19 protein-coding genes are annotated in these 23,445 nt (G+C 37.8%); 13 read left to right on the forward strand and 6 right to left on the reverse strand.

Annotation, left to right across the window (positions count from 1 at the left end; all coding sequences use genetic code 11):
* The 6 genes from FE813_RS10565 to FE813_RS08720 all read right to left on the reverse strand — a co-directional run.
* The coding region (locus FE813_RS10565; protein WP_444546726.1) for a collagen-flanked surface repeat-containing protein at positions 1-748 on the reverse strand (748 nt) is incomplete at its 3' end.
* Between the two features lie 75 nt (positions 749-823).
* The gene (locus tag FE813_RS08700) at positions 824-2,209 is read right to left on the reverse strand and encodes an ESPR domain-containing protein (protein ID WP_139990253.1); all 1,386 of its coding nucleotides are present in this window, start codon (positions 2,207-2,209) and stop codon (positions 824-826) included.
* A 272-nt stretch (positions 2,210-2,481) separates the two neighbouring features.
* Complete coding sequence (locus FE813_RS08705) at positions 2,482-2,961, reverse strand: threonine/serine exporter family protein (RefSeq protein WP_005628250.1); 480 nt, start codon at positions 2,959-2,961, stop codon at positions 2,482-2,484.
* 1 nt (position 2,962) lies between these two features.
* On the reverse strand, positions 2,963-3,733 hold the full coding sequence (locus FE813_RS08710) for a threonine/serine exporter family protein (protein ID WP_139990254.1): 771 nt from the start codon (positions 3,731-3,733) through the stop codon (positions 2,963-2,965).
* Between the two features lie 129 nt (positions 3,734-3,862).
* Positions 3,863-5,125, reverse strand: coding sequence for an HlyC/CorC family transporter (locus tag FE813_RS08715; RefSeq protein ID WP_005626318.1), 1,263 nt, complete (start codon positions 5,123-5,125; stop codon positions 3,863-3,865).
* A gap of 135 nt (positions 5,126-5,260) precedes the next feature.
* Complete coding sequence (locus tag FE813_RS08720; protein WP_139990255.1) at positions 5,261-6,046, reverse strand: cytochrome C assembly family protein; 786 nt, start codon at positions 6,044-6,046, stop codon at positions 5,261-5,263.
* 142 nt (positions 6,047-6,188) lie between these two features.
* Between FE813_RS08720 and ffh the strand changes: the two genes are divergently transcribed.
* From ffh to ftsW, 13 genes are all read left to right on the forward strand, one after another.
* The gene (ffh, locus tag FE813_RS08725; protein WP_139990256.1) at positions 6,189-7,577 is read left to right on the forward strand and encodes a signal recognition particle protein; all 1,389 of its coding nucleotides are present in this window, start codon (positions 6,189-6,191) and stop codon (positions 7,575-7,577) included.
* Between the two features lie 190 nt (positions 7,578-7,767).
* Positions 7,768-8,106, forward strand: coding sequence for a PM0253 family protein (locus tag FE813_RS08730; protein WP_048954133.1), 339 nt, complete (start codon positions 7,768-7,770; stop codon positions 8,104-8,106).
* 187 nt (positions 8,107-8,293) lie between these two features.
* Positions 8,294-9,880, forward strand: coding sequence for a carbon starvation CstA family protein (locus tag FE813_RS08735; protein WP_139990257.1), 1,587 nt, complete (start codon positions 8,294-8,296; stop codon positions 9,878-9,880).
* Positions 9,881-10,229: 349 nt separating this feature from the next.
* Positions 10,230-13,013: a YadA-like family protein gene (locus FE813_RS08740; protein ID WP_139990258.1), complete on the forward strand. Its 2,784-nt coding sequence runs from the start codon at positions 10,230-10,232 to the stop codon at positions 13,011-13,013.
* 216 nt (positions 13,014-13,229) lie between these two features.
* A complete protein-coding gene (gene mraZ, locus FE813_RS08745) occupies positions 13,230-13,685 on the forward strand; it encodes a division/cell wall cluster transcriptional repressor MraZ (RefSeq protein WP_139990259.1) in 456 nt (151 codons plus the stop codon).
* A gap of 37 nt (positions 13,686-13,722) precedes the next feature.
* Complete coding sequence (gene rsmH, locus FE813_RS08750; RefSeq protein ID WP_139990260.1) at positions 13,723-14,688, forward strand: 16S rRNA (cytosine(1402)-N(4))-methyltransferase RsmH; 966 nt, start codon at positions 13,723-13,725, stop codon at positions 14,686-14,688.
* Between the two features lie 2 nt (positions 14,689-14,690).
* A complete protein-coding gene (gene ftsL, locus FE813_RS08755; RefSeq protein WP_048954129.1) occupies positions 14,691-15,014 on the forward strand; it encodes a cell division protein FtsL in 324 nt (107 codons plus the stop codon).
* An 11-nt stretch (positions 15,015-15,025) separates the two neighbouring features.
* On the forward strand, positions 15,026-16,855 hold the full coding sequence (locus FE813_RS08760; RefSeq protein WP_139990261.1) for a penicillin-binding transpeptidase domain-containing protein: 1,830 nt from the start codon (positions 15,026-15,028) through the stop codon (positions 16,853-16,855).
* A gap of 9 nt (positions 16,856-16,864) precedes the next feature.
* A complete protein-coding gene (murE, locus tag FE813_RS08765) occupies positions 16,865-18,331 on the forward strand; it encodes a UDP-N-acetylmuramoyl-L-alanyl-D-glutamate--2,6-diaminopimelate ligase (RefSeq protein WP_139990262.1) in 1,467 nt (488 codons plus the stop codon).
* Between the two features lie 13 nt (positions 18,332-18,344).
* The gene (murF, locus tag FE813_RS08770; RefSeq protein ID WP_139990263.1) at positions 18,345-19,718 is read left to right on the forward strand and encodes a UDP-N-acetylmuramoyl-tripeptide--D-alanyl-D-alanine ligase; all 1,374 of its coding nucleotides are present in this window, start codon (positions 18,345-18,347) and stop codon (positions 19,716-19,718) included.
* The gene (gene mraY / locus FE813_RS08775; RefSeq protein WP_005635017.1) at positions 19,712-20,794 is read left to right on the forward strand and encodes a phospho-N-acetylmuramoyl-pentapeptide-transferase; all 1,083 of its coding nucleotides are present in this window, start codon (positions 19,712-19,714) and stop codon (positions 20,792-20,794) included. The genes murF and mraY overlap by 7 nt, the downstream gene beginning before the upstream one ends.
* 123 nt (positions 20,795-20,917) lie before the next feature.
* Positions 20,918-22,231, forward strand: a complete 1,314-nt coding sequence (gene murD, locus FE813_RS08780) for a UDP-N-acetylmuramoyl-L-alanine--D-glutamate ligase (RefSeq protein ID WP_005637661.1) — start codon at positions 20,918-20,920, stop codon at positions 22,229-22,231.
* Between the two features lie 22 nt (positions 22,232-22,253).
* Positions 22,254-23,438 (forward strand): putative lipid II flippase FtsW, encoded by a 1,185-nt coding sequence (gene ftsW, locus FE813_RS08785; protein ID WP_111696564.1) that lies wholly within the window; start codon positions 22,254-22,256, stop codon positions 23,436-23,438.
* Positions 23,439-23,445 lie beyond the last annotated feature (7 nt).

Genomic DNA, 23,445 nt, shown 5'->3' on the forward strand with positions numbered 1-23,445 from the left:
CTTCTTTGCCCCATGTGTTGTTATTCTTAACGAAGACGTCACCGGTTTCAGTATTGACGTATTTATCGCCGTCTTTACCTTCGGTTGTTGGATCTACTTTGCCGTTTAAGACATCTTTACCGTCGCGGCCTGCAGGTCCTTGTGCTCCATCACGTCCTTGAGGACCTTGAGCACCCTTAGCACCATCTTTTACGATAAATTTGGATGTATTATTACCAGTAGTAATCGTGACGGTATGCGTACCATCGTTATTGTCTTGAGTTTTTACAGTAGGTGTTAGACCGTCTCTACCATTTTGACCCGTTGCACCAGGAGCCCCCTGTGCACCTTTATCCCCTTTAGGGCCTTTAAATTCAGGGTGTTTTTTAATGTAGTCTTTATCAAGGCTAAAGGTGAAAGTTCCCTTATCTTGATCAACTTTAATACCATCGCCACCTTTAAATGTAACTAAATCTCCAGCGTGGATTGGTTGTTCTACGCGAGTTCCGCCACCAGCACCAGCTGCCGTAGCTCTCCAGAACGCGCTATTAATTGCAGTGGCAACACTTGTTGCGTTAGCAAAATAATCACCAGCTTTATCGGCAGAAATAGTACCTGTAGTGGTGTCTGCTTTGGATACTGTTAAATTTGATGTGTTAATATTAAATTTAATGGAATTCCCTTTATTTGATGGGGTTACTGATGCAGTAGTTCCCGTACCATTAACAAAATTAACCACATCACCAGCTTTAATTATCGTATTACCCACACCGTTAGCTTGTAATTTCCAGCCAGCTTTTTTTAGTGCCTCTAATAAAGCCTTCGCGGTAACAACACCATCTCCTTAGGTTGCTGGTATTTCATCATATTTGCCGGAATCTTTATTCGCTGTTACATTTTTGGTTTTTAAACCAATGGTATAAGTATTGGTTTGGTTATTGTTTTTATCCGCCGTAGCTGTTTTATTTGCAGTAATTAAATTATTATTAGAAGTTACGTTTGTGCCAATCGCATTTACGGTGTAAGTTTTGCTTTTATCCGCATTAGTTGTAGTTGTTACGTTAGCAACATTTGTGCCTGCCGCAACATTGCTTTTAGCTGCATTTAATTGGGATACGTTCACCGCATCATTATTATTGGTACCATTTGCTACATTGGTAATTTGTTTATTACCTGCATTGATCCCTGTTTGGGTCATACTTGGGCCACCATTTCCAATGGTTAAGCCATTCGTAGTAAATTCATTGCCACCAACAGTTACTTTATTGAAGGTAACGTCATCTGCGGTCGCATAGGTGAATTTTTTTCCAGCTTGCGTAATTGTCATGTTTTTGCCAGCAGCAAAGCTAACAGTCTCGCCGTTGTTAACGGGTTGTTCACCTGAGCCTGTTCCACCTTCAGATGTTACTTTCCAACCATAGGCAGTATTTTTTGACGACAAGTCATTAACCGCTTGTACTACAGCGTAAAGTTGAGATCCGTTGATTCCATCGGTTGAGCTTGCTGTCACACGACCTGCCGCTACGTTTTGAATTTGGCGAACGTTGTAGCGATCAGTATTCCATCGCTCATAAGTATCTATCATATGGCCTGAACCATCGCTTCTGCGTCCGTTCCAATCTCTGACAGCTGTACCTGAACCAATAGAAAGAACAGATGTATTTGTAGTTGCGTTCCCTGCAAAGTTGTAATCTTTACCACCAATGTGGATTGATTGAGAATCTGCTTGTGTATGTACACCACTAACTTGTGAATGGGCACCTAATGCTACGCTCCCTTTGCTACTGTTTGAGTTTACAGTAACTTTGGCATTATAACCAATCGCTAGAGCATTTTGTTTAGTTACTGTTGCTTTACCACCAATAGCGATAGAGTGATGAACACCAGTTATTCTCCCATCGGTAGTTGAACCACCCGTGCGAGCTGATGCTCCACCATCAGGACCAGAGGCATCGTTTTGTTCACCAATTACAACCGTACTGGCGTCAGCTTCATCCCACCCATTTCGGTTCATTGTCTCAGCCATAGCCGACGTAGAGAATAAACTCGCAATAATGACCGCACTTAGTGTGGCTATTGTAAAGCTTTTTTTCAGTTGGCTGGTTGGTTGATCGGTAAGTTGATTTGTGAGTTGGCTGGTGGAAGATTTAACGTTTCCACGAGCCAATTCAGAGGTGACCACCCAATTTTGGGCAGCATGATTCCAAAGAACCTTATAGATTTTGTTCATATTATTCTTTCCGTAGATAATTTATTTATATGATGAGAAATGGATGTTACGGCTTACCATTTCGAGACGTTGTTTAAGATTTGATAGAATTACGAATAATTCCTAAGCTATTATATGCCTGATTAATATTTATCTCCAACAAATATTTTTATTTTTTTGGGAATAAATCAAAAAGAATGTATTCAAAATATTCTTACATTTGATATAGATCAAAAATGCTTATTTTTGATTATTAAATAAACATTTAATTGCGGGTGAAAATAACAATTTATTTACACAACAGGTTTTTGTCGATAAAACAATAAGCCCGGTAAAGCTAATCCAAATACTATTGCACCTAGGATAAAACTAGTATTAATAAAGGAACTAATCATCTGTTCAAATAAAGCATCGGAAAAGCCGAAATGATGAATTTGTACCATTGAAATCATTGCTTTATAAGCATGAACACCAGGGATCATGGGGATAATTGCGGCAACGGTGAATGCTTTGGGATGGGCTAAATAACGATGGGAAAGATGCACGCCTAAAAATCCAATTACGCAAGTGGCAAAGAAGGTGGCAAATACAATAGGCATATTAATATGCAGTAATAATGTGCGTGTCACATGCCCAAGTGCGGCTAAAATTGCGCAATATTTTAAGGCTTTTGGCGGTACATTAAATACTAAAGCAAAGCCCACTGCTGGAATGGCGGCAAATAACATATCATCAAGTAATTTCAATATAAATATTGTGATATCTAATAACATTTTAATGCCCCCAAGTTGTAATATGTAATACGCTTAAAGCGAATACAATGCCAAGACATGCGCCAAAAGTGAGAATAGTGGCAATCGTCCAACGGCCTAATCCCATATTGACATAACCTTTTAATATATCCGCCAAAGAATTAATCAGCGGAAACCCCGGCACAAGTAATAACACACTAGACGCTAAAGCAATTTGAGGATCATTACCTAAGTTATATTTTAAGCTCACGCCAGAAATCAGCGAGGCGACAAAAGAGGTGATGGAAAAGACAATTAGAGGATTATAGTGCCGTTTAGAAAATTCTTGTCGCACAAACATGGCGATGGCTGCCGCCACAAAGGTGATGCCACAAATTATCCAATCGCCACCCGATAAATGGGCGAATGCCGCACAAGATAAGCCAATCATAAACACCACTAACCATCGGTTATATTTAAGCGGTTTTAATTGATCCAATTTTCTTTGTGCGATTTCTAAGTCATACAAATGATGCTCAACGGCAATTACAATGCGCTGAACATCTGTGACCATTTGCATATTAATGCCTTTATCTGTATTTTTTCGTGCGGTGGTAATGCAATGATTATCTGATAAGGTCGTCAGCACCACCGCATTTGCCGTGAGCGCACATTCTACACTTTCTACGCCAAGTGCGATGCCTAAACGCTGCGCCATTTGCACCACCACGGTACTTTCTGCCCCATGTTGTAACAAGAGTAGTGCCGTTTGTACGCACACGCGAGTCACCTCACGTTGATATTCGTGTTCCATATCTTTCTTCTTTTATCAAAATGTACCTATAAATAATTATAAAAATGTTTTCTAAAAAATGCGCAAAAAAAGAACCGCACTTATGATCCAAGTCAAAAGTGCGGTTCAATTTGTTAGAGTTTTTTATGATTAAAGTTTGACGACTTTCGCTTGTTTAATCATATTATCACCCACTTCAAGAATGGTAATTTGCAAGCCATCAATTTCGCAAACCGTGCCTTCATCGGGAATTTCTTCTAAGTGTTCTAGGATTAAACCATTAAACGTACGGGCATCTTCTGTATCCAATTCCCAGTTAAACATTTTGTTGAGATCGCGTAGGTTGGCAGAGCCATCGATAATCATGGAACCATCAGATTGTTGCGTTACTTCCTCATCAATACTCGGGGCGGTGGAAGTGGTAAAATCGCCAACGATTTCTTCCAAAATATCTTCCAACGTCACAAGCCCTTTAATATCGCCGTATTCATCTACAACTAAGCCAATGCGTTCTTTATTTGCACGGAAATTCGCAAGTTGCGTTTTTAATGGCGTGCTTTCAGGAATGAAATACACTTCATCAGCGGCACGAATTAAGGTTTCTTTGGTAAATTCATTTTTTTCAAGCAGTAAGCGGAATGCTTCACGCACGCGCAAAATGCCAAGCACTTGTTCATCAAGGCTGCCTTTGTAAAGCACCACGCGGTTGTGTGCTGCGTGATTGAGCTGGCGCATAATGGCTTTCCAGTCATCATCAATATCAATGCCGCCAATTTCGTTGCGTGGAACCATAATGTCATCAACGGTGACGGTTTCCATATCTAAAATAGAAAGCAACATTTGTGGATGTTGTTCATCAGGTGTGGCTTCGCCCGCTTCTGATACGATACTGCGAAGTTCCTCACGGCTAATTACTTGTTTTTGCATATCGGGTTTTAATCCCACCAAATGCATTAATGATTTGGTAAAAATATTCATCAACCAAACTAGTGGATAGAAGATTTTAAGTAATACCGTCAAAATATGGCTGGAAACAAAACCGACTTTTTCCGCGTGCATTGCTGCCACCGTTTTAGGAAAAATTTCAGAAAAGACAAGCATCACGAAAGTGAGCAAACCCGTTGCAATCGCCACCCCTGCATCACCGTATAAACGCATACCAATCATGGTCGCAATTGCCGATGCGCTGATATTCACAAGGTTATTAAAAATAAGAATAAAGCTTAATAAGGTATCTGGCTTTTCGAGTAGTTTTTCTGCTTTTTGTGCGCCTTTATTGCCTTGTTCGGATAGAAAACGAAGACGATATTTATTGAGAGAGAGTAGTCCGGTTTCTGATCCGGAAAAATAGGCAGATAACACTAAACAGATAATGAGAATAATAAATAAAGTACTAAGGGGAATACTGTCCAAGGGAAAATCCTTTTATTCGTTAATCACATCATAGGGTGTAATTTATTAAAGCATAAATTAGTCGAGTTAATTAAGTTTATGTAATAAGTTATGCCCTATGGAATAATAAAGGCGAACTTGAATTCGCCCTTATTTTTAAATCAGCCGACTGCCAAAATAAGCAATCGTGAGTAAGATAATACCTGAAATTGCATAAATTATCATCCTTTTTCCATGCCATCCTTTTTTCCAATGACCAAAAAGTGCGATGCCAAAGACAATCCAAGCAAAAAATGAAAATAGTGCTTTGTGAATATTTTCCGCAGTTAATGCATTGATAGAATGATAAATACCTGAAATTAATGTCAGTGTTAATAATAATTCACCAAAAGCAAATACCCTTGCAAAATGACGTTCTACGGTCATTAAAGAAGGTATAATCGGAGAAAAGTTGGTTTTTTTGGCTTTTAATGAACGATCAATCCAGTTGAGTTGGATTGCATAAAGCATGGCAATAAAGCATACGGCATAAGTAAATATTGATAAGCCTATATGAAATAACATCGCAGAATCTTGATTGAGTAATTGAATAAAATGACTTGGTATAAATGTTGACAAAATTAAGTTAAAAATTGAAAAGGCAAAGACGATAGGTAAAACGAACCAGATAGAATTCACTGATAAAATAGCAAATACTGCAAGGGCAGAGATGCTAACACTCATTAATGAACTAATTTGAATTAATGTGAATGTATGCTCTTCAGCTAATTCCTTCAAGGAAGGGCAAAGCGTAATAACGTGTAGTGCTATCGCAAAAAGTGCGGTAAAAAACAACGGTGTTTTTTTCGGAGAATGTTGTGTGTTTTCTACGGACGTAAGTAAAGGAGCGATCATCAACACACTAATTAGATAAAATAAAATCGAAAAAATAGCAAACCACATAATTTTTTTCTCTGTTTGGGAATGGTTCGTATTTTATCGTTCTCATACACAATTCGCTATAAATTTATTTGAAATGATGAAAAACGCCTAAATTTCGGTATAATCAAGGCAATTTTTTTAGAAAAAAACAGGATTACGAGTCATGTTTGATAATTTATCGGATCGCCTTTCTAAAACTTTACGCAATATCACGGGAAAAGGCCGTTTAACGGAAGATAATATTAAAGACACCTTACGTGAAGTGCGTATGGCATTACTTGAAGCAGATGTTGCATTGCCTGTGGTGCGTGAATTTATCGCAAAAGTAAAAGAAAGCGCGCTTGGGGAAGAAGTCAATAAAAGTTTAACGCCAGGGCAAGAGTTCTTAAAAATTGTTCAGCGTGAGCTTAAAAAAGCCATGGGCGAAGCGAATGAGAGTTTAAATCTTGCAACCCAACCACCAGCGGTTATCTTAATGGCGGGTTTACAAGGTGCGGGTAAAACCACCAGCGTAGGTAAATTGGCAAAATTTTTGCGTGAACGCCATAAAAAGAAAGTGTTAGTTGTTTCTGCTGACGTATATCGCCCTGCTGCGATTAAGCAACTTGAAACCTTGGCGCAATCTGTTGGCGTGGATTTTTTCCCATCGGATGTTAAACAAAATCCAGTTGATATTGCTAAATCGGCACTTGCTGATGCAAAACTTAAATTCTACGATGTGTTGATTGTGGATACGGCAGGTCGCCTACATGTTGATACGGAAATGATGGATGAAATCAAGCAAGTCCATGCAGCGTTAAATCCAATCGAAACCCTTTTCACCGTAGATGCGATGACTGGTCAAGATGCCGCCAATACGGCAAAAGCCTTTAATGAAGCATTGCCGCTTACCGGTGTTATTTTGACGAAAGTGGACGGTGATGCGCGCGGTGGTGCGGCGTTATCAATTCGTCAAATCACAGGTAAACCAATCAAATTCTTGGGTGTGGGCGAGAAAACAGAAGCGCTTGAGCCGTTCCATCCAGACCGTGTCGCTTCCCGTATTTTGGGCATGGGCGATGTACTTTCCCTTATTGAAGATCTTGAACGTTCTGTTGACCGTGAAAAAGCAGAAAAAATGGCGCAGAAATTCAAGAAAGGCGATGATTTCACTTTAGATGATTTCCGCGAGCAGCTTATGGAGATGAAAAAAATGGGCGGCATGATGTCCATGCTTGAGAAATTACCAGGTGCAAAAAATTTGCCTGATCACGTTAAAAATCAAGTGGATGACAAAATGTTTGTCAAAATGGAAGCGATCATTAACTCCATGACCTTAAAAGAACGTGCCAACCCAGATATTATCAAAGGATCTCGCCGTCGTCGTATTGCATTAGGCTCTGGCACTCAAGTGCAAGATGTCAATAAATTACTTAAACAATTCGATGAAATGCAACGTATGATGAAGAAAATGCGTAAAGGCGGCATGGCTAAAATGATGCGTGGAATGCAAGGCTTAATGGGCGGAGGCTTAGGCGGTCTTGGTGGTTTAGGCGGAATGTTTAAACGATAATTTCAGAAGATAAAAGTGCGGTTAAAAAAGACATATTTTTAACCGCACTTTGTTTTGGGCAAAAATATTAGCCTAAGTGTCATTTATAAGTGAATTTTAGTTGAAATAATACCCGGTACTTAGTATGGGAATTTTCTTTACTTCATTCTATACTCATTACACATTTCAACTTTTTTTATAAAAATTCAACATGAATAATAATCCATTCCAAGTTAACTGGTCATCTAAGGGACATACATTATGTTTAGGACATTGGGAAATTAAATATCTTGGTTTACCTGTCGTGTTACCTCGAGAGCGCCAAGATAAAGATATGGGAACAGAAAATATTTATAATTTTATGGATCCTGAAGATGAGCTTTATCGTGAGGGATTGGGTGAAGATGATTGGATTGTTGAAAATATTGAATGGCTTTCTGATGTATTTATTGAGCATAATATTCCTTTAGAGGAAAATATAATGAGAGCATTTTATCAAGCAGTAAATCAGGCCGATTGGCGCTGCGGGAGCTGTGGAGGATGTATTTAACTTTGAGAGTATCAATCTGTTTTATTCTTTTAATGTAAATAGTGTTATTAATAAATGTGATAAAAGTCACAAATTTAAAAAAAACTCTTAAATTCAATTTTTGATTTCTATCAATTTGACATAGAATACGGCCGCTAATTTAGAGTATATCTAAATATTATTACCCATCTTTTGAGGAGTATTTTCTATGTTGTGGTTTTTCTTTTGTGTAGCCATTTTGATTCTTGGTTACTTTGTTTATGGAAAAATTATCGAAAAAATCTTTGTGATTAATCCACAACGTCAGACCCCTGCTTATCAGGTGAATGATGGCGTGGATTATATGCCAATGTCAAAAACCAAAATTTGGTTAATTCAATTATTAAACATTGCTGGAACTGGTCCTATTTTTGGTCCAATTCTTGGTGCTTTATACGGACCAGTGGCAATGCTTTGGATTGTAATCGGTTGTATTTTTGCCGGTGCAGTACATGACTATTTCTGTGGTATGTTGAGTATCCGTCATGGCGGTGCAACTATGCCACATTTAGCTGGTAAATTCTTAGGTCGTCCTGTAAAAGTATTTATTAACACATTAGCACTTGTACTTTTATTATTAGTAGGTGTTGTGTTTGTATCAAGCCCAGCTCAATTAATGGGTACGATTACCATGGACTTATTGGGCGCATCTCAAGGCGCGTTACAATTAGGTGATGCTGAGGCTGTTCATCATGCAGTTGAAGCGGGCGGTATCAAAGTATGGGGAATGGATAAAGCAACGGTTGTTGCAATTTGGACGATTATTATTTTTGCTTACTATATTCTTGCGACTTTATTGCCAATCGATAAAATTATTGGTCGAATCTATCCGCTCTTTGGCGCATTATTGCTATTTATGTCTGTGGGTATGGTGTATGGCTTAGTTTCTGCACACTTTAGTGCTGTTGATCCTATTGAGTTCTTCCGTACTATCAATGCAGATGGTCAAGGTTTAACTTTAGAGAAATTCACACAAAACTTCCAAGTGAAGGGTGATGTTCCAATTTGGCCATTGTTGTTCTTAACTATTTCTTGTGGTGCATTATCTGGTTTCCATGCAACTCAAACTCCTTTAATGGCGCGTTGTGCTGAAAATGAAAAAGAAGGTCGTTTTATCTTTTACGGTGCAATGATTGCTGAAGGTGTAATTGCGCTAATCTGGTGTATGGTTGGTCTTGCATTCTATGAAAACCCACAAGCATTACAAGATGCAATTACAGCGGGTTCACCATCTAAAGTTGTATATGATAGTTCATTACACTTCTTAGGTTTTATCGGCGGTATCTTTGCTGTGTTAGGTGTAGTGGTTTTACCTATTACTTCTGGCGATACCGCATTCCGTGCAGCTCGTTTACAATTAGCGGAAATTTTCCATATCGACCAACGTTCATTACCTAAACGTTTATTAATTGCTGTACCACTATTCGTATTAGGCTATTTTGTTTCAACCATTGATTTTAGCGTATTATGGCGTTATTTCACTTGGGCAAACCAAATGACAGCAATGGTAATGTTATGGACAGCAGCTGCATATTTATATCGTTATCATAAATTCCATTGGGTTGCATCTATTCCGGCTTGGTTTATTACCACTGTGTGTGCAACTTATTTATATTACAATCCAATTGGTTTCCACTTAGATTATCAATTATCAGTGTATTTAGGTTTGGTAACAACAGTAGTATGTATCATATTATTCTTTACGTTACTTAAACCATTCGGTGACCGTGACGAAGAAGCTTATGTGAATAACTAATTCATTAAATCTCATTTTATAAAACCGTTTGGAGTAATATTCAAACGGTTTTTTATCTATAAATTTTACATTTCTTTACATTTCTTTACATTTCTTTACATTTCTTTACTTGTTTTGAAGATTGAATGATCGGAGAATTTGAAAATTTCTATAATCGAGGATTTTAATCTATGCGAACATTTGACAAGCAAGCAAGCAAGCAAGCAAGCAAGCAAGCAAGCAAGCAAGCAAGCAAGCACCCCAATATTTATCTCCAAATTCTTTAGTTTATTCGATACTTACACTAAGCATATTAAATGCTTTTACATCTCCAGTTTTTGCAGTTGTATCAGATAGAAATTTTGAGGAATTGAAAAATAAAGTATCAGTATTAAACGATCAAATTAATAATTCAAACAAAATTAGAATTGGAGAAGGCTCAACAGTTGGGAGCGTATCTGTAGCAATTGGTTACAAAGCAGCTGCAGGAAATGCAGGTGTTGCTATTGGATATAAAACAAATGCAGGTGTACAAGGAACAGCTATTGGTATTATGTCTAATGCCACGGGAGTAAATTCTTTTGCAACAGGATTAAATTCTTTAGCTTCAGGTAAAAATAGTCAAGCTATTGGTCCTCAATCTCAATCTACTGGAGTTCAATCAATAGCATTAGGTAATGAGGCAACTGCTAAGAAGGATTTTACAATGGCTTTAGGTAGTGGAGCTATTGCAAATGATGTTGGAGGGCTTGCTGTTGGGGAACAAGCTCAAGTATCAGGTGAATATTCCTCTGCATTTGGTGGGGCCGCAAAATCTTTAGGGCAATACTCTGTTGCAGTGGGAAGTTTGGCTTATATAGGTGATACTGTAAATGCACCAAGCCAAGGAGGTACTTCTGGAGGGCATCATATAAGTAAGGCTGATGACTATTCTCTTACTCATCCTCTTAAGCAAAATAGATACGGCTATTCTATTGCAATTGGCAGTCTTGCAAAAGCTCATGGACATCAAGATATTGCTGTAGGTGGTATAGCTCACAATAATTTTGGCACAGCGATAGGATCAGCTTCAATTGCTCGTGGAAACTTTACTACAGCTATTGGTGCTGCTAGTAATGTAAGTGGGCAATATGCAACTGCATTAGGTTATAAATCTTTGACAAATAAAGATGGCGCGCTTGCTATTGGTTACAATAGTGAGGCTATTGTTGAAAATTCTGTTGCGTTAGGTAGTTCCTCCGTTAGCAGTAGAGAATTAACAGATAATAAAACATTGGGTTATGATCCATCTAATCAATTTGTTAGGATAGATAATACAACAAATAAAAATTCTATTGTTCTTACTGATGAACAAAAGGCTAAGTATTTATCACTTTCAGCTGATTTATATAGATTAAATAATGAAAGAAAAAATCTTGAAGAAGAATATATAGCCATTAAGGATGAATTAAATCAACTTACAGAACCTACTGAACCTTCACCAGATGCAGCTGATGATATAAAGCAGCAATATACAATAAAAAAACAGGAATACGATTCTCAAAAAAATGAAATTGAGAAACGTCTTAATACTAAAAAAGTTGAAATTGATAGTAAGTTCCAAGAAATAGTAAATAAAGTTCCAGAACGTAATAAATTAGTTTCAATTTGGTCAGCTACAGCTGCAGCTGTTTCTGTAGGTGATGATGCGATGGGGCTGACCCGCCAGATTATTAACGTGGCAGCGGGAAGTGAAGATACAGATGCAGTGAATGTGGCGCAGTTAAAATCCTTAGCTGTAACAGGTATTCAATTTTCTGCCAATGATTATAATAAGGATGATTCTAGCGACAATATGAAAGCTAAGATCATTAAAAAACAGATCGGTGGTATTTTACCTATTCAAGGTAAATCAGGTACAGTGTATGGTTCAGGGAATGCTGCTACATATTCATCAGATAATTTAATTACATTTAATGATGGTGGTACGTTGCGTATAGGCATGCTAAAAGAACCGACTTTCTCTAGTATTAAATTAGGTAATGGAACTCCAAAAGTATTAACCGTTGATAATGATGGGAAATTAAGTTTTGATGGAAATGAAGTTGTAACTAAAAATAATTTTGGAACTATTTTTAATGAATTATATGAATTCCAAAATGGGTTGAAGACAACAACAGAAAATAATAAAAAAATTGTTAGTCTAGATAAAGATAGTCTTAAAAATGATCCTTCTTTTAAAGGAGATAAAGGTGCAGATGGCAAATCTGCTTTCGATACATGGAAAGAAATACCAGGTAATGAAAACAAATCGGCACAAGAGTTTGCTGATTCCTTAAAAGGTGCAGATGGCAAATCTGCTTTCGATACATGGAAAGAAATTCCAGGTAATGAGAACAAATCAGCACAAGAGTTTGCAGATTCTTTAAAAGGTGCAGACGGCAAAGATGGCAAATCTGCTTTCGATACATGGAAAGAAATTCCAGGTAATGAAAACAAATCAGCACAAGAGTTTGCAGATTCCTTAAAAGGTGCAGATGGCAAATCTGCTTTCGATACATGGAAAGAAATTCCAGGTAATGAAAACAAATTACCAAAAGAGTTTGCTGATTCCTTAAAAGGTGCAAATGGCAAATCAGTTAAAGCAACTGTAACCAATAACAGCGATGGCACGCATACGCTTGAAGTTACCAATAGTGATAATACCAAAACTAGTACGAAGATTAAGGACGGTAAAAACGGTAAATCTGCTTATGAGATCTGGAGAGACAATGGCAACACTGGCAAAACAGAACAACAATTTGTGGATAGTCTTAATGCTAATACGAAGTTAAAAGAGCGTGTTGATACCATTGAGAACACCGTACATAATCATAGTCGTGAAATTCAGCAAAACCGTAATGCAATTGCGCAAATCAATCATGATATGCAAAAAATGAATAAAGAATTGCGTGCAGGTATTGCGGGTGCGATTGCAATTGGTAGTTTGTATCAAAATACTATTCCAGGTAAAAAAACGATTTCTGCTGGGCTTGGTTCTTTTAAAGGACAAAATGCCGTTGCAGTAGGGTATTCTCGTTTATCTGATAATGGACGAGTTGGTATGAAAGCCAATCTTTCTATTAACTCAAGTGGAGATGCCGGCGCTGGGGCAAGTATTGGTTATACTTGGTAATACACTTTAATTCTGTAAAAAATAGCCTGTGAATGAAAATTCACAGGCTATTTTTTATTCTCTAAGATAACTCTTGATCTTATTAAATCTTCCTCTATTAATCGCTTGCAACTTAAGCAAACAAATTATAAACTTACGCAGGTGTGGAGAAAAGTGGTGTTTTGTGGAGATTTTTAGAAAAATTCCTAAAAATAAGTTTAATTTTGAAGGCGTAATATGTTTCGTGGTGCAACAGCGGTTAATTTAGATTCTAAGGGACGCGTAGCGATCCCAACCCGCTATCGCTCTGAAATTCTTGAAAAGAATCAAGGGCAAATGGTTTGTACTGTGGATATTCGTCAACCCTGCCTTTTACTTTACCCCCTTGATGAATGGGAAAAAATCGAACAAAAACTTCTCGCACTTTCTAACTTTGATCCTACCCAACGCCGTTTGCAACGAGTAATGCTTGGTTACGCCACTGAATGTGAGATGGATGCTCAGGGCCGTATTTTGCTTAGCGGACCATTACGCCAACATGCAAAATTAGAAAAAGGTTTAATGTTGGTAGGACAACTTAATAAATTTGAAATTTGGAGTGCTGTAGAATGGCATGCCCAAATTGAGGAAGATATGGAAATTGGTTCAAGTGCAGACTTTGCGTCTGAGGCTCTGAAAGATTTCTCATTATAGAAAATGATTCACCGTTTTTTATTTTTATATTGTATTTATGGATACCGAAAATTCCTTTTCTTCACCTGAACATATCACAGTTTTACTTCATGAAGCCGTGAATGGCTTGGCATTGAAGGAAAATGGAATTTATATTGACGGTACTTTTGGCCGTGGTGGACATTCTCGCTTAATCCTTTCTAAATTATCCCCGAATGGTCGCCTCATTGGAGTTGACCGAGATCCTAGAGCCATTGCTGAAGCTCAAAAGATTCAAGATTCACGTTTTCAGATTGAACACAACAGCTTTTCCCATATTCCTGAAATTTGTGAAAAATTAAATTTGGTTGGCAAAATTGACGGCATTTTGCTTGATCTTGGCGTGTCATCCCCACAGCTTGATGAAGCAGAGCGTGGTTTTAGTTTTATGAAAGATGGCCCGCTTGATATGCGTATGGACACGACTCAAGGTTTATCAGCAGCAGAATGGTTAAAACAAGTATCGGTTGAGGATTTAACTTGGGTTTTGAAAACTTTTGGTGAAGAGCGTTTCGCTAAACGTATTGCGACTGCTATTGTTGATTACAACAAAAGTGCGGCAAAAAATGGCACCGAATTTTTATCGCGCACTAGTCAATTAGCTGAGCTTATTTCACAAGCGGTACCTTTCAAAGATAAACATAAACATCCTGCGACTCGCAGTTTCCAAGCTATTCGTATTTTCATCAATGCAGAATTAGATGAATTGGAAAGTGTACTTAATTCTGCTTTAGACATGCTAGCGCCAGAAGGTCGTTTATCAATCATTAGTTTCCATTCTTTAGAAGATAGAATGGTGAAACATTTTATGAAAAAACAAAGTAAAGGTGAGGATATCCCTAAAGGTTTACCATTGCGAGAAGACCAAATTCAACGTAATCAGAAATTAAAAGTAATTGGTAAAGCAATTCAATCAAGTGATGCAGAAATTCAAGCAAATCCTCGTTCAAGAAGTGCGGTATTGCGTGTGGCGGAGAGAATTTAGTGATGTCTGAAAATAATAAACCTCGTTATCCGTTACAGCAGATTTTGGTTGAAGATTTGTTTTCTTCAAATAAGTTAATTGTTTTCTTATTAATAGCAATTTTGGTATCAGCAATGGGCGCTATTTGGGTGACGCATAAAACACGTCAGTTAATTTCTGAAAATGGTGCACTTATTTTACAAAGGCAAGCGCTTGAAAATGAATATCGAAATTTACAGGTGCAGGAAGCGACTGAAGGGGATAGCACAAGAGTAGAATCTATTGCTGTAGGTACTTTAAAAATGAAACCTTTAACGACAGAACAAGAAGTTGAGATTAGAGAATAATAGGTAAAAAGATGGTTAAATTCAATTCTTCTCGTAAATCAAATAAGTCTAAAAAAATAATTAGAAAATTAACCGCACCTGAAGCCGTGAAACATAACAAACCGAAAATGGTATTTGATAAATGTTTTATGCGTGGACGTTATATTATTTCGGTATTTTTTGTTTTTCTTGGTTTGTGTGCATTGGTAGCTCGCGCTGGTTATGTCCAATCTATTAATGCTGATACCCTATCTGGCGAGGCAGATAAACGTTCGTTACGTAAAGATGAAATTCTTTCAGTGCGTGGTTCAATTTTAGATCGTAATGGGCAATTATTATCGGTAAGTGTTCCGATGAGTGCAATAGTAGCTGATCCCAAAACGATGTTAAAAGAAGATGCTTTAGCGGATAAAGAGCGTATTAATGCATTAGCGCAAGAGATAGGAATGAGTAGCAATGACTTGATTAAAAAAATTGAGAAAAATTCAAAATCAGGTTATTTGTATTTGGCTCGTCAAGTAGAGTCAAATAAAGCAGATTATATTAAAAAATTAAACGTTAAAGGCGTTTTCTTAGAAACTGAACATCGTCGTTTTTATCCACGTGTAGAAGAAGCTGCACATTTAGTCGGTTATACTGATATTGATGGGAATGGTATAGAAGGGATAGAGAAAAGTTTTAATACCATGCTTGTGGGGAAAGATGGTTCACGCACAGTACGTAAAGATAAGCGAGGTAACATTGTTGAACACATTTCCGATGAAAAAAAATATGATGCGCAAGATGTTACGTTAAGTATTGATGAAAAATTACAATCTATGGTGTATCGTGAAATTAAAAAAGCGGTATCAGAAAATAATGCTGAATCAGGTACGGCTGTATTAGTTGATGTTCGTACAGGAGAAGTATTAGCCATGGCTACTGCGCCATCCTATAACCCGAATAATCGTGTTGGCGTTAAATCAGAATTAATGCGTAATCGTGCTATTACGGATACCTTTGAGCCAGGTTCTACTGTAAAGCCTTTGGTTGTGTTAACTGCACTTCAACGTGGTGTAGTTCGTCGCGATGAGGTTATTAATACGGGGTCTTTTACAGTAAGTGGAAAAGAAATTGTAGACGTAGCACCACGTGCGCAACAAACATTAGATGAAATATTAATTAATTCAAGTAACCGTGGTGTAAGTCGCCTTGCGTTACGTATGCCCCCAAGTGCCTTGATGGAAACCTATCAAAATGCAGGTTTAGGTAAGTCGACAGATTTGGGATTGATTGGTGAACAGGCAGGGATTTTAAATGCCAATCGTAAACGTTGGGCGGATATTGAACGTGCAACGGTTTCTTATGGTTATGGTATTACTGCAACACCACTCCAAATAGCTAGGGCTTATGCAACGCTTGGTAGCTTCGGTATTTATCGTCCACTCTCTATTACAAAAGTTGATCCACCTGTAATTGGGAAACGAGTTTTTTCTGAAAAAATCACGAAGGATATTGTCGGTATTTTAGAAAAAGTAGCGATTAAAAATAAGCGAGCGATGGTTGAAGGATATCGTGTTGGTGTAAAAACGGGTACAGCACGTAAATTAGAGAATGGCCATTATGTGAATAAATATGTTGCATTCACAGCGGGGATTGCACCAATTAGTGATCCACGTTATGCCTTAGTCATTTTGATTAACGATCCAAAAGCTGGGGAATATTATGGTGGTGCGGTTTCTGCTCCTGTGTTCTCTAGTATTATGGGTTATGCATTACGTGCTAACGGAATTCCACAAGATGCGGAACCAACAGAAAAAACAATGAAAAGTGCGAAACGCATTGTATATGTTGGTGAGCGTAAGAATGAAAAAATGAATTAAGGAAACATAATGAAAAAACTCACCGCACTTTTTGATTTACCTGAATTAAAGGATGAGATAGAACTCCATAATATGGTATTGGATAGCCGTGAAGTTAAAACAGGGGATCTTTTTGTCGCAATAAAAGGACATCAAGTCGATGGAAATCAATTTATTGATTCGGCTATTCACTTTGGTGCAACTGCGGTAATTTCTGAGACAGAATTATCTAGCGAGCATTTAACAGTAACATTTATTGGGAATGTGCCAGTAGTTAAGTTTTATCAACTTGCACGCCATCTTTCGTTGTTGGCAGATATTTTTTATGATTCGCCTTCTAAGAAATTAACTCTTGTTGGCGTAACTGGGACAAATGGCAAGACTACTATTTCTCAATTATTAGCACAATGGGCGGAGCTATTAGGCCATCGTGCAGCAGTAATGGGAACAATTGGTAATGGACTTTTAGGTGCCGTAGTTGAGGCTAAGAATACGACAGGGTCTGCGGTAGAACTTCAGTCTTCCCTTGCCAAATTTAGACAAGATGGAGCCGATTTCGCTGCAATTGAGGTTTCATCACATGGTTTAGCCCAATATCGAGTAGAAGCATTACATTTTAAGGCCGCTATTTTTACAAATCTAACTCGTGATCATCTTGATTATCATCAAACAATGGAAAATTATGCTTCCGCTAAAAAACGCTTGTTCACTGAATTAGATACGCAAATTAAAGTGATTAATGCTGATGATGAGATTGGAAGCCAATGGTTAAGTGAATTACCTGATGCTATTGCGGTAAGTACGAGCGCTGATTTTCAATCAAACTCACATCAATGGATGAAGGCAATAAATATTCACTATCATGCTAAAGGCGCTGATATTACTTTTGAATCTAGCTGGGGTAATGGCGTATTGCATAGTCCATTAATCGGTGCTTTCAATGTAAGCAATTTGTTATTAGTGATGACCACATTATTATCATTTGGTTACCCATTGGAAAATTTACTCGCTACGGCGAAATCTTTGAAAGGAGTATGTGGAAGAATGGAAATGATTCAATATCCAAATAAACCAACAGTTATTGTAGATTATGCGCATACACCTGACGCACTAGAAAAAGCCTTGATGGCAGCGCGTGAACATTGCCAAGGTGAGTTATGGTGTATTTTTGGCTGTGGTGGAGACCGCGATAGAGGCAAACGTCCATTAATGGCACAAGTCGCAGAGCAGTTTGCAGAAAAGGTTATTGTGACGAAAGATAATCCTCGAACAGAATCACAAAGCCAAATTGAATCAGATATTGTCGCTGGCTTTAAAAATATGGATAAAGTAGGCATTATTCCTGATCGTGAACAGGCTATTCAGTTTGCGATTGAAAGTGCGGTTGAAAATGATGTGATTTTAATTGCTGGCAAAGGCCATGAAAATTATCAAATTATTGGCACTGAAATCGTGCATTTTTCAGACCAAGAAATTGCTCATGATTTTTTAAAATAATAACAATTAAATTATGATTAAACTCTCTATTGAACAATTAGCACAGATTCTTCAAGCTAAATTAATTAGCGATAAAAATGTGCAAGTTGAAGAAATTAATACAGATACCCGAAAAAGTGTATCAAATAGTTTATTTTTTGCGTTGAAGGGCGAAAAGTTTGATGCTCACCAATATCTTGAACAAGCGGTAGCACAAGGTGCGGTAGCCGTTGTTGTTCAGCAAGAAAATTCTTCCATTTCTATTCCACAACTGGTGGTTAAGGATACTCGAATTGCTCTGGGAGAACTTGCAAAATGGTTACGCGAGAAAATTAATCCGCGTACTGTTGCGATGACCGGGTCTTCTGGTAAAACCACGGTAAAAGAAATGACGGCGAGTATTTTGCAACATACTGCGGGTGATTCAGACGCTGTACTTTTTACCAATGGTAATTTTAATAACGATATTGGTGTGCCTTTAACCCTTCTTCGCTTAACAGAAAAACATCGTTTCGCTGTGATCGAACTTGGTGCCAATCATCAAGGTGAAATTGATTACACTACAAAATTAGCTCAACCTGATGCAGCATTGATTAATAATATTGCGCCCGCGCATTTAGAGGGCTTTGGCTCTTTAGAGGGCGTAGCACAAGCTAAAGGTGAAATTTATCGTGGTTTAACATCGAATGGTGTGGCGATTATTAACGCAGAACATGATCACTTAAATGTTTGGCAAAAAGAAATCGGTGAACATGAGATTCAATATTTCAACGGTAAAGATTATTCTGCAAAAAATATTCATCATACTGCTCAAGGCTCCACTTTTACACTTATTTCCCCACAAGGTGAAATTGAGATTAACTTGCCTTACCTTGGTGAACATAATGTAAAAAATGCCTTGGCTGCTACCGCGCTTGCAATGAATGTTGGCGCCACTCTTACAGATGTAAAAGCTGGATTAGAACAACGTTCACAAGTGAAAGGGCGCTTGTTCCCGATTCAAGTAACGCCTAATTTATTGCTATTAGATGATACTTATAATGCGAATAAAGATTCTCTGTGTGCTGCGATTGATGTTTTAAAAAGTTATGATGCTTTCCGTATTTTGTGTGTCGGCGATATGAAAGAGTTAGGCGAAAACTCTCTCGCTATTCACCATGAAGTAGGACAACATGCCAATTCGGCAAATTTAGATTTAGTTTGTTCTTATGGCAACGAAAGTGCGGCTATTTCAGAGGCTGTTTTGGGTAAGCATTTTACTGATAAGGTGGAAATGGTTGATTTTCTTGTGCCATTGATTGAAACCCAATTACAACAAAATAACAGAGTCGTGGTGCTAGGAAAAGGCTCTCGCTCAATCAAAATGGAAGATGTGATTTATTCATTAAAGGATAAAATTAAATGTTAGTCTGGCTTGCTGAATATCTTGTTCGTTATGAAACCGCATTTAATGCGATTTCTTATATTACCGTCCGTGCAATTCTTGCATTATTAACCGCACTTTTTATCTCGCTTTGGATTGGTCCAAAAGTGATCAAACGGTTACAGATCTTAAAATTTGGCCAAGAAGTCCGAAATGATGGTCCTGAAAGTCACTTTGCAAAAAAAGGCACACCGACTATGGGCGGTGTGATGATTTTATTCTCTATTGGCGTAAGTACGTTATTATGGGCAAATCTCACGAATCCTTATATTTGGGTTTGCTTATTTGTATTATTTGGGTACGGTGCAATTGGTTTTGTGGATGATTTCCGTAAAATTACCCGTAAAAATACAGATGGTTTAATTGCTCGTTGGAAATATTTTTGGATGTCTATTGTGGCATTAGTGGCAATTCTTTGGCTTTATTGGCTTGGACACGACACTGATGCAACTCGTTTAGTGATTCCATTCTTTAAAGACATTATGCCTCAATTAGGTTTGTTCTATATTGTGTTGTCTTACTTTGTGATTGTTGGAACGGGTAATGCGGTGAATTTAACAGATGGTTTGGATGGATTAGCGATTATGCCAACGGCTCTTGTCGCAGGTGCATTTGCGTTAATTGCATGGGCGACGGGTAACGTGAATTTCGCAGAATACTTGCACATCCCATACATTAAATATAGTTCTGAGGTGGTTGTATTTTGTACCGCCATCGTTGGTGCAGGGTTAGGATTCTTGTGGTTCAATACTTATCCCGCACAAGTCTTTATGGGCGATGTAGGTTCCCTTGCGTTAGGCGGAGCACTTGGTGTAGTAGCGATTCTTGTTCGTCAGGAATTTTTGCTTGTGATAATGGGCGGGGTATTTGTTGTTGAAGCGCTCTCTGTTATTTTGCAAGTGGGCTCTTATAAGTTACGTAAACAACGCATTTTTAGAATGGCACCGATTCACCACCATTTTGAATTGAAGGGATGGCCAGAGCCAAGAGTTATTATTCGGTTTTGGATTATTTCCTTAATGTTAGTGTTGATGGGATTGGTAACCTTGAAGTTGCGTTAATAAATATAGCTAGGTTCGCTCTTTCAATTTTTGAAAGAGCGACCTTTTTTACGTTAGTAAAGGAAATTTATATTTCCATCAATAATATAATTTTAAAATTTATAGCAATTAAGAAGAAAGAAAATGAACGCCTATCAAAACAAAAATATTACTATCATCGGGCTTGGCAAAACAGGTCTTTCTTGCGTGGATTATCTCTTATCCCAACGGGCTAATATTCGTGTGATTGATACCCGAAAAAATCCTACTGGCGTTGATAAACTTCCTCAAAATATTCCTCTTCATACTGGTAGTTTAAATCAGGAATGGTTACTTGAAAGCGATATGATTGTTATTAGTCCTGGGCTTGCGGTAAAAACACCTGAAATTCAAACCGCACTTAAAGCCGGCGTAGAAGTAATCGGTGATATTGAATTATTCTGCTGCGCGGCGACAAAGCCAATTGTAGGGATTACAGGTTCAAATGGAAAAAGTACTGTTACTACTTTAGTTTATGAAATGGCGAAAGCTGCTGGCGTGAAAGTTGGTATGGGTGGAAATATTGGGATTCCCGCTTTGTCATTGTTGAATGAAGATTGTGAACTTTATGTATTAGAGCTGTCTAGTTTTCAACTTGAAACAACTTACAGCTTAAAAGCTGCGGCTGCAACTGTCTTGAACGTGACTGAAGATCATATGGATCGCTACGTGGATTTAGAAGATTATCGTCAAGCAAAATTACGCATTTATCATAATGCTGAGGTCGGCGTTTTGAATAATGAGGATACGCTGACTTTTGGTGAAGGTGAAAATCAAGCGAAACAAACCGTTTCTTTTGCGGAAAAGACAGCAGATTATTGGCTAAAAACGGAAAACGGCAAGCAATATTTAATGGCAAAAGATGAAGTAATTTTGCCTTGTGAAGAAGCAACATTAGTCGGTCGCCATAATTATATGAACATTTTGGCAGCAACGGCATTGGCACAATCTGTCGGTATTAATTTAGATTCAATTCGTACCGCACTTCGTCATTTCAAAGGATTAGATCATCGTTTTCAATTAGCGCATCAAGCTAATGGCATTCGTTGGATTAATGACTCTAAAGCAACAAATGTGGGGAGTACAGTTGCCGCATTAGCAGGCCTTTATGTGGAAGGCAAATTGCATTTGTTGTTAGGCGGTGATGGAAAAGGTGCTGATTTTTCAGAATTAGCTGACTTAATTAATCAACCACACATTATTTGTTATTGTTTTGGTCGAGATGGTGCACAACTCGCTAAGCTTTCATCGCAAAGTTATTTGTTCGATACAATGGAGCAAGCGATAGCATTTTTACGCCCAACATTGCTAAGCGGAGATATGGTATTATTGTCGCCAGCTTGTGCAAGCCTCGATCAGTTTGCCTCTTTTGAAAAGCGCGGTGAAGAATTTACCCGTTTAGCTCAGTATTCAGCCTAATTTAGTCATTAATAAAAATAAGATGGAATTTTTACAAAACATCAAAAAAAATTACGATGAATGGACACGCATCACACCGCAAGGTTTGTTGTATGATCGTGCGCTATTTTGGTTATTTGTTATTTTGCTTTTAATTGGTTTAGTGGCAGTAACATCTGCATCTATTCCTTATAGCTCTCGTTTATTTAATGATCCTTTTTACTTTGCAAAACGCGATGCTATTTATGTGCTACTTTCTTTGCTAACTTGCTATATTTCATTGCAAATTTCTTCTTCTCAATGGGAAAAATGGCACGCTAAAATTTTCTTATTCTCAGTCATATTATTGTTGCTCATTCCCCTTATTGGAACATCGGTTAATGGAGCAAAACGTTGGATTTCACTAGGTATCTTAAATTTCCAACCAGCAGAATTTGCAAAATTAGCTTTGACTTGTTTTTTAGCAAGCTATTTTACTCGTCGTTATGATGAAGTGCGCTCACAACATCTTAGTATTTTTAAACCGCTTATTGTTATGCTCGTACTCGGTGGGTTTCTTTTATTGCAACCTGATTTAGGCAGTACAGTCGTGCTATTTATTATTATGTCTGGGATGCTTTTTATCGTAGGTGCGAAAATTTTACAGTTTGTAGGATTGATAGCATTAGGTGGAATCTTATTCGTTTGGCTTGTATTGACTGCCTCTTATCGTTTAAAACGATTTACTGGTTTTTTAGAACCCTTTAAAGATCCTTATGGTACAGGCTTCCAATTAACGAACTCTCTTATGGCATTTGGTCGTGGAGAAATAACGGGGGAAGGGTTAGGTAATTCAATTCAAAAACTAGATTATTTACCTGAAGCGCATACTGACTTTATCATGGCGATTATTGGTGAAGAGTTTGGCTTTATAGGCATTTTAATTGTTGTTATTTTGCTCGGTTTACTTGTTTTTCGCGCCCTGAAGATTGGTAAAGAGTCTTTAATGTTAGAACAACGTTTTAGAGGATTTTTAGCGTTGGGTATTGGCTTTTGGATTTTCTTCCAAGGCTTTGTTAATTTAGGTATGGCTCTTGGCATGTTACCAACTAAAGGTTTAACTTTCCCTCTTGTCAGCTATGGTGGCTCTAGTATTATTATTATGTCAGCAACGATTGGTATTTTATTACGTATAGATCATGAAAATCGCCTACTCCGAGCTGGCCAAGCACGTTTGCGTGATGATTAGAGACATA

It is taken from the genome of Haemophilus seminalis (assembly GCF_006384255.1).
Lineage (GTDB): Bacteria > Pseudomonadota > Gammaproteobacteria > Enterobacterales > Pasteurellaceae > Haemophilus > Haemophilus seminalis.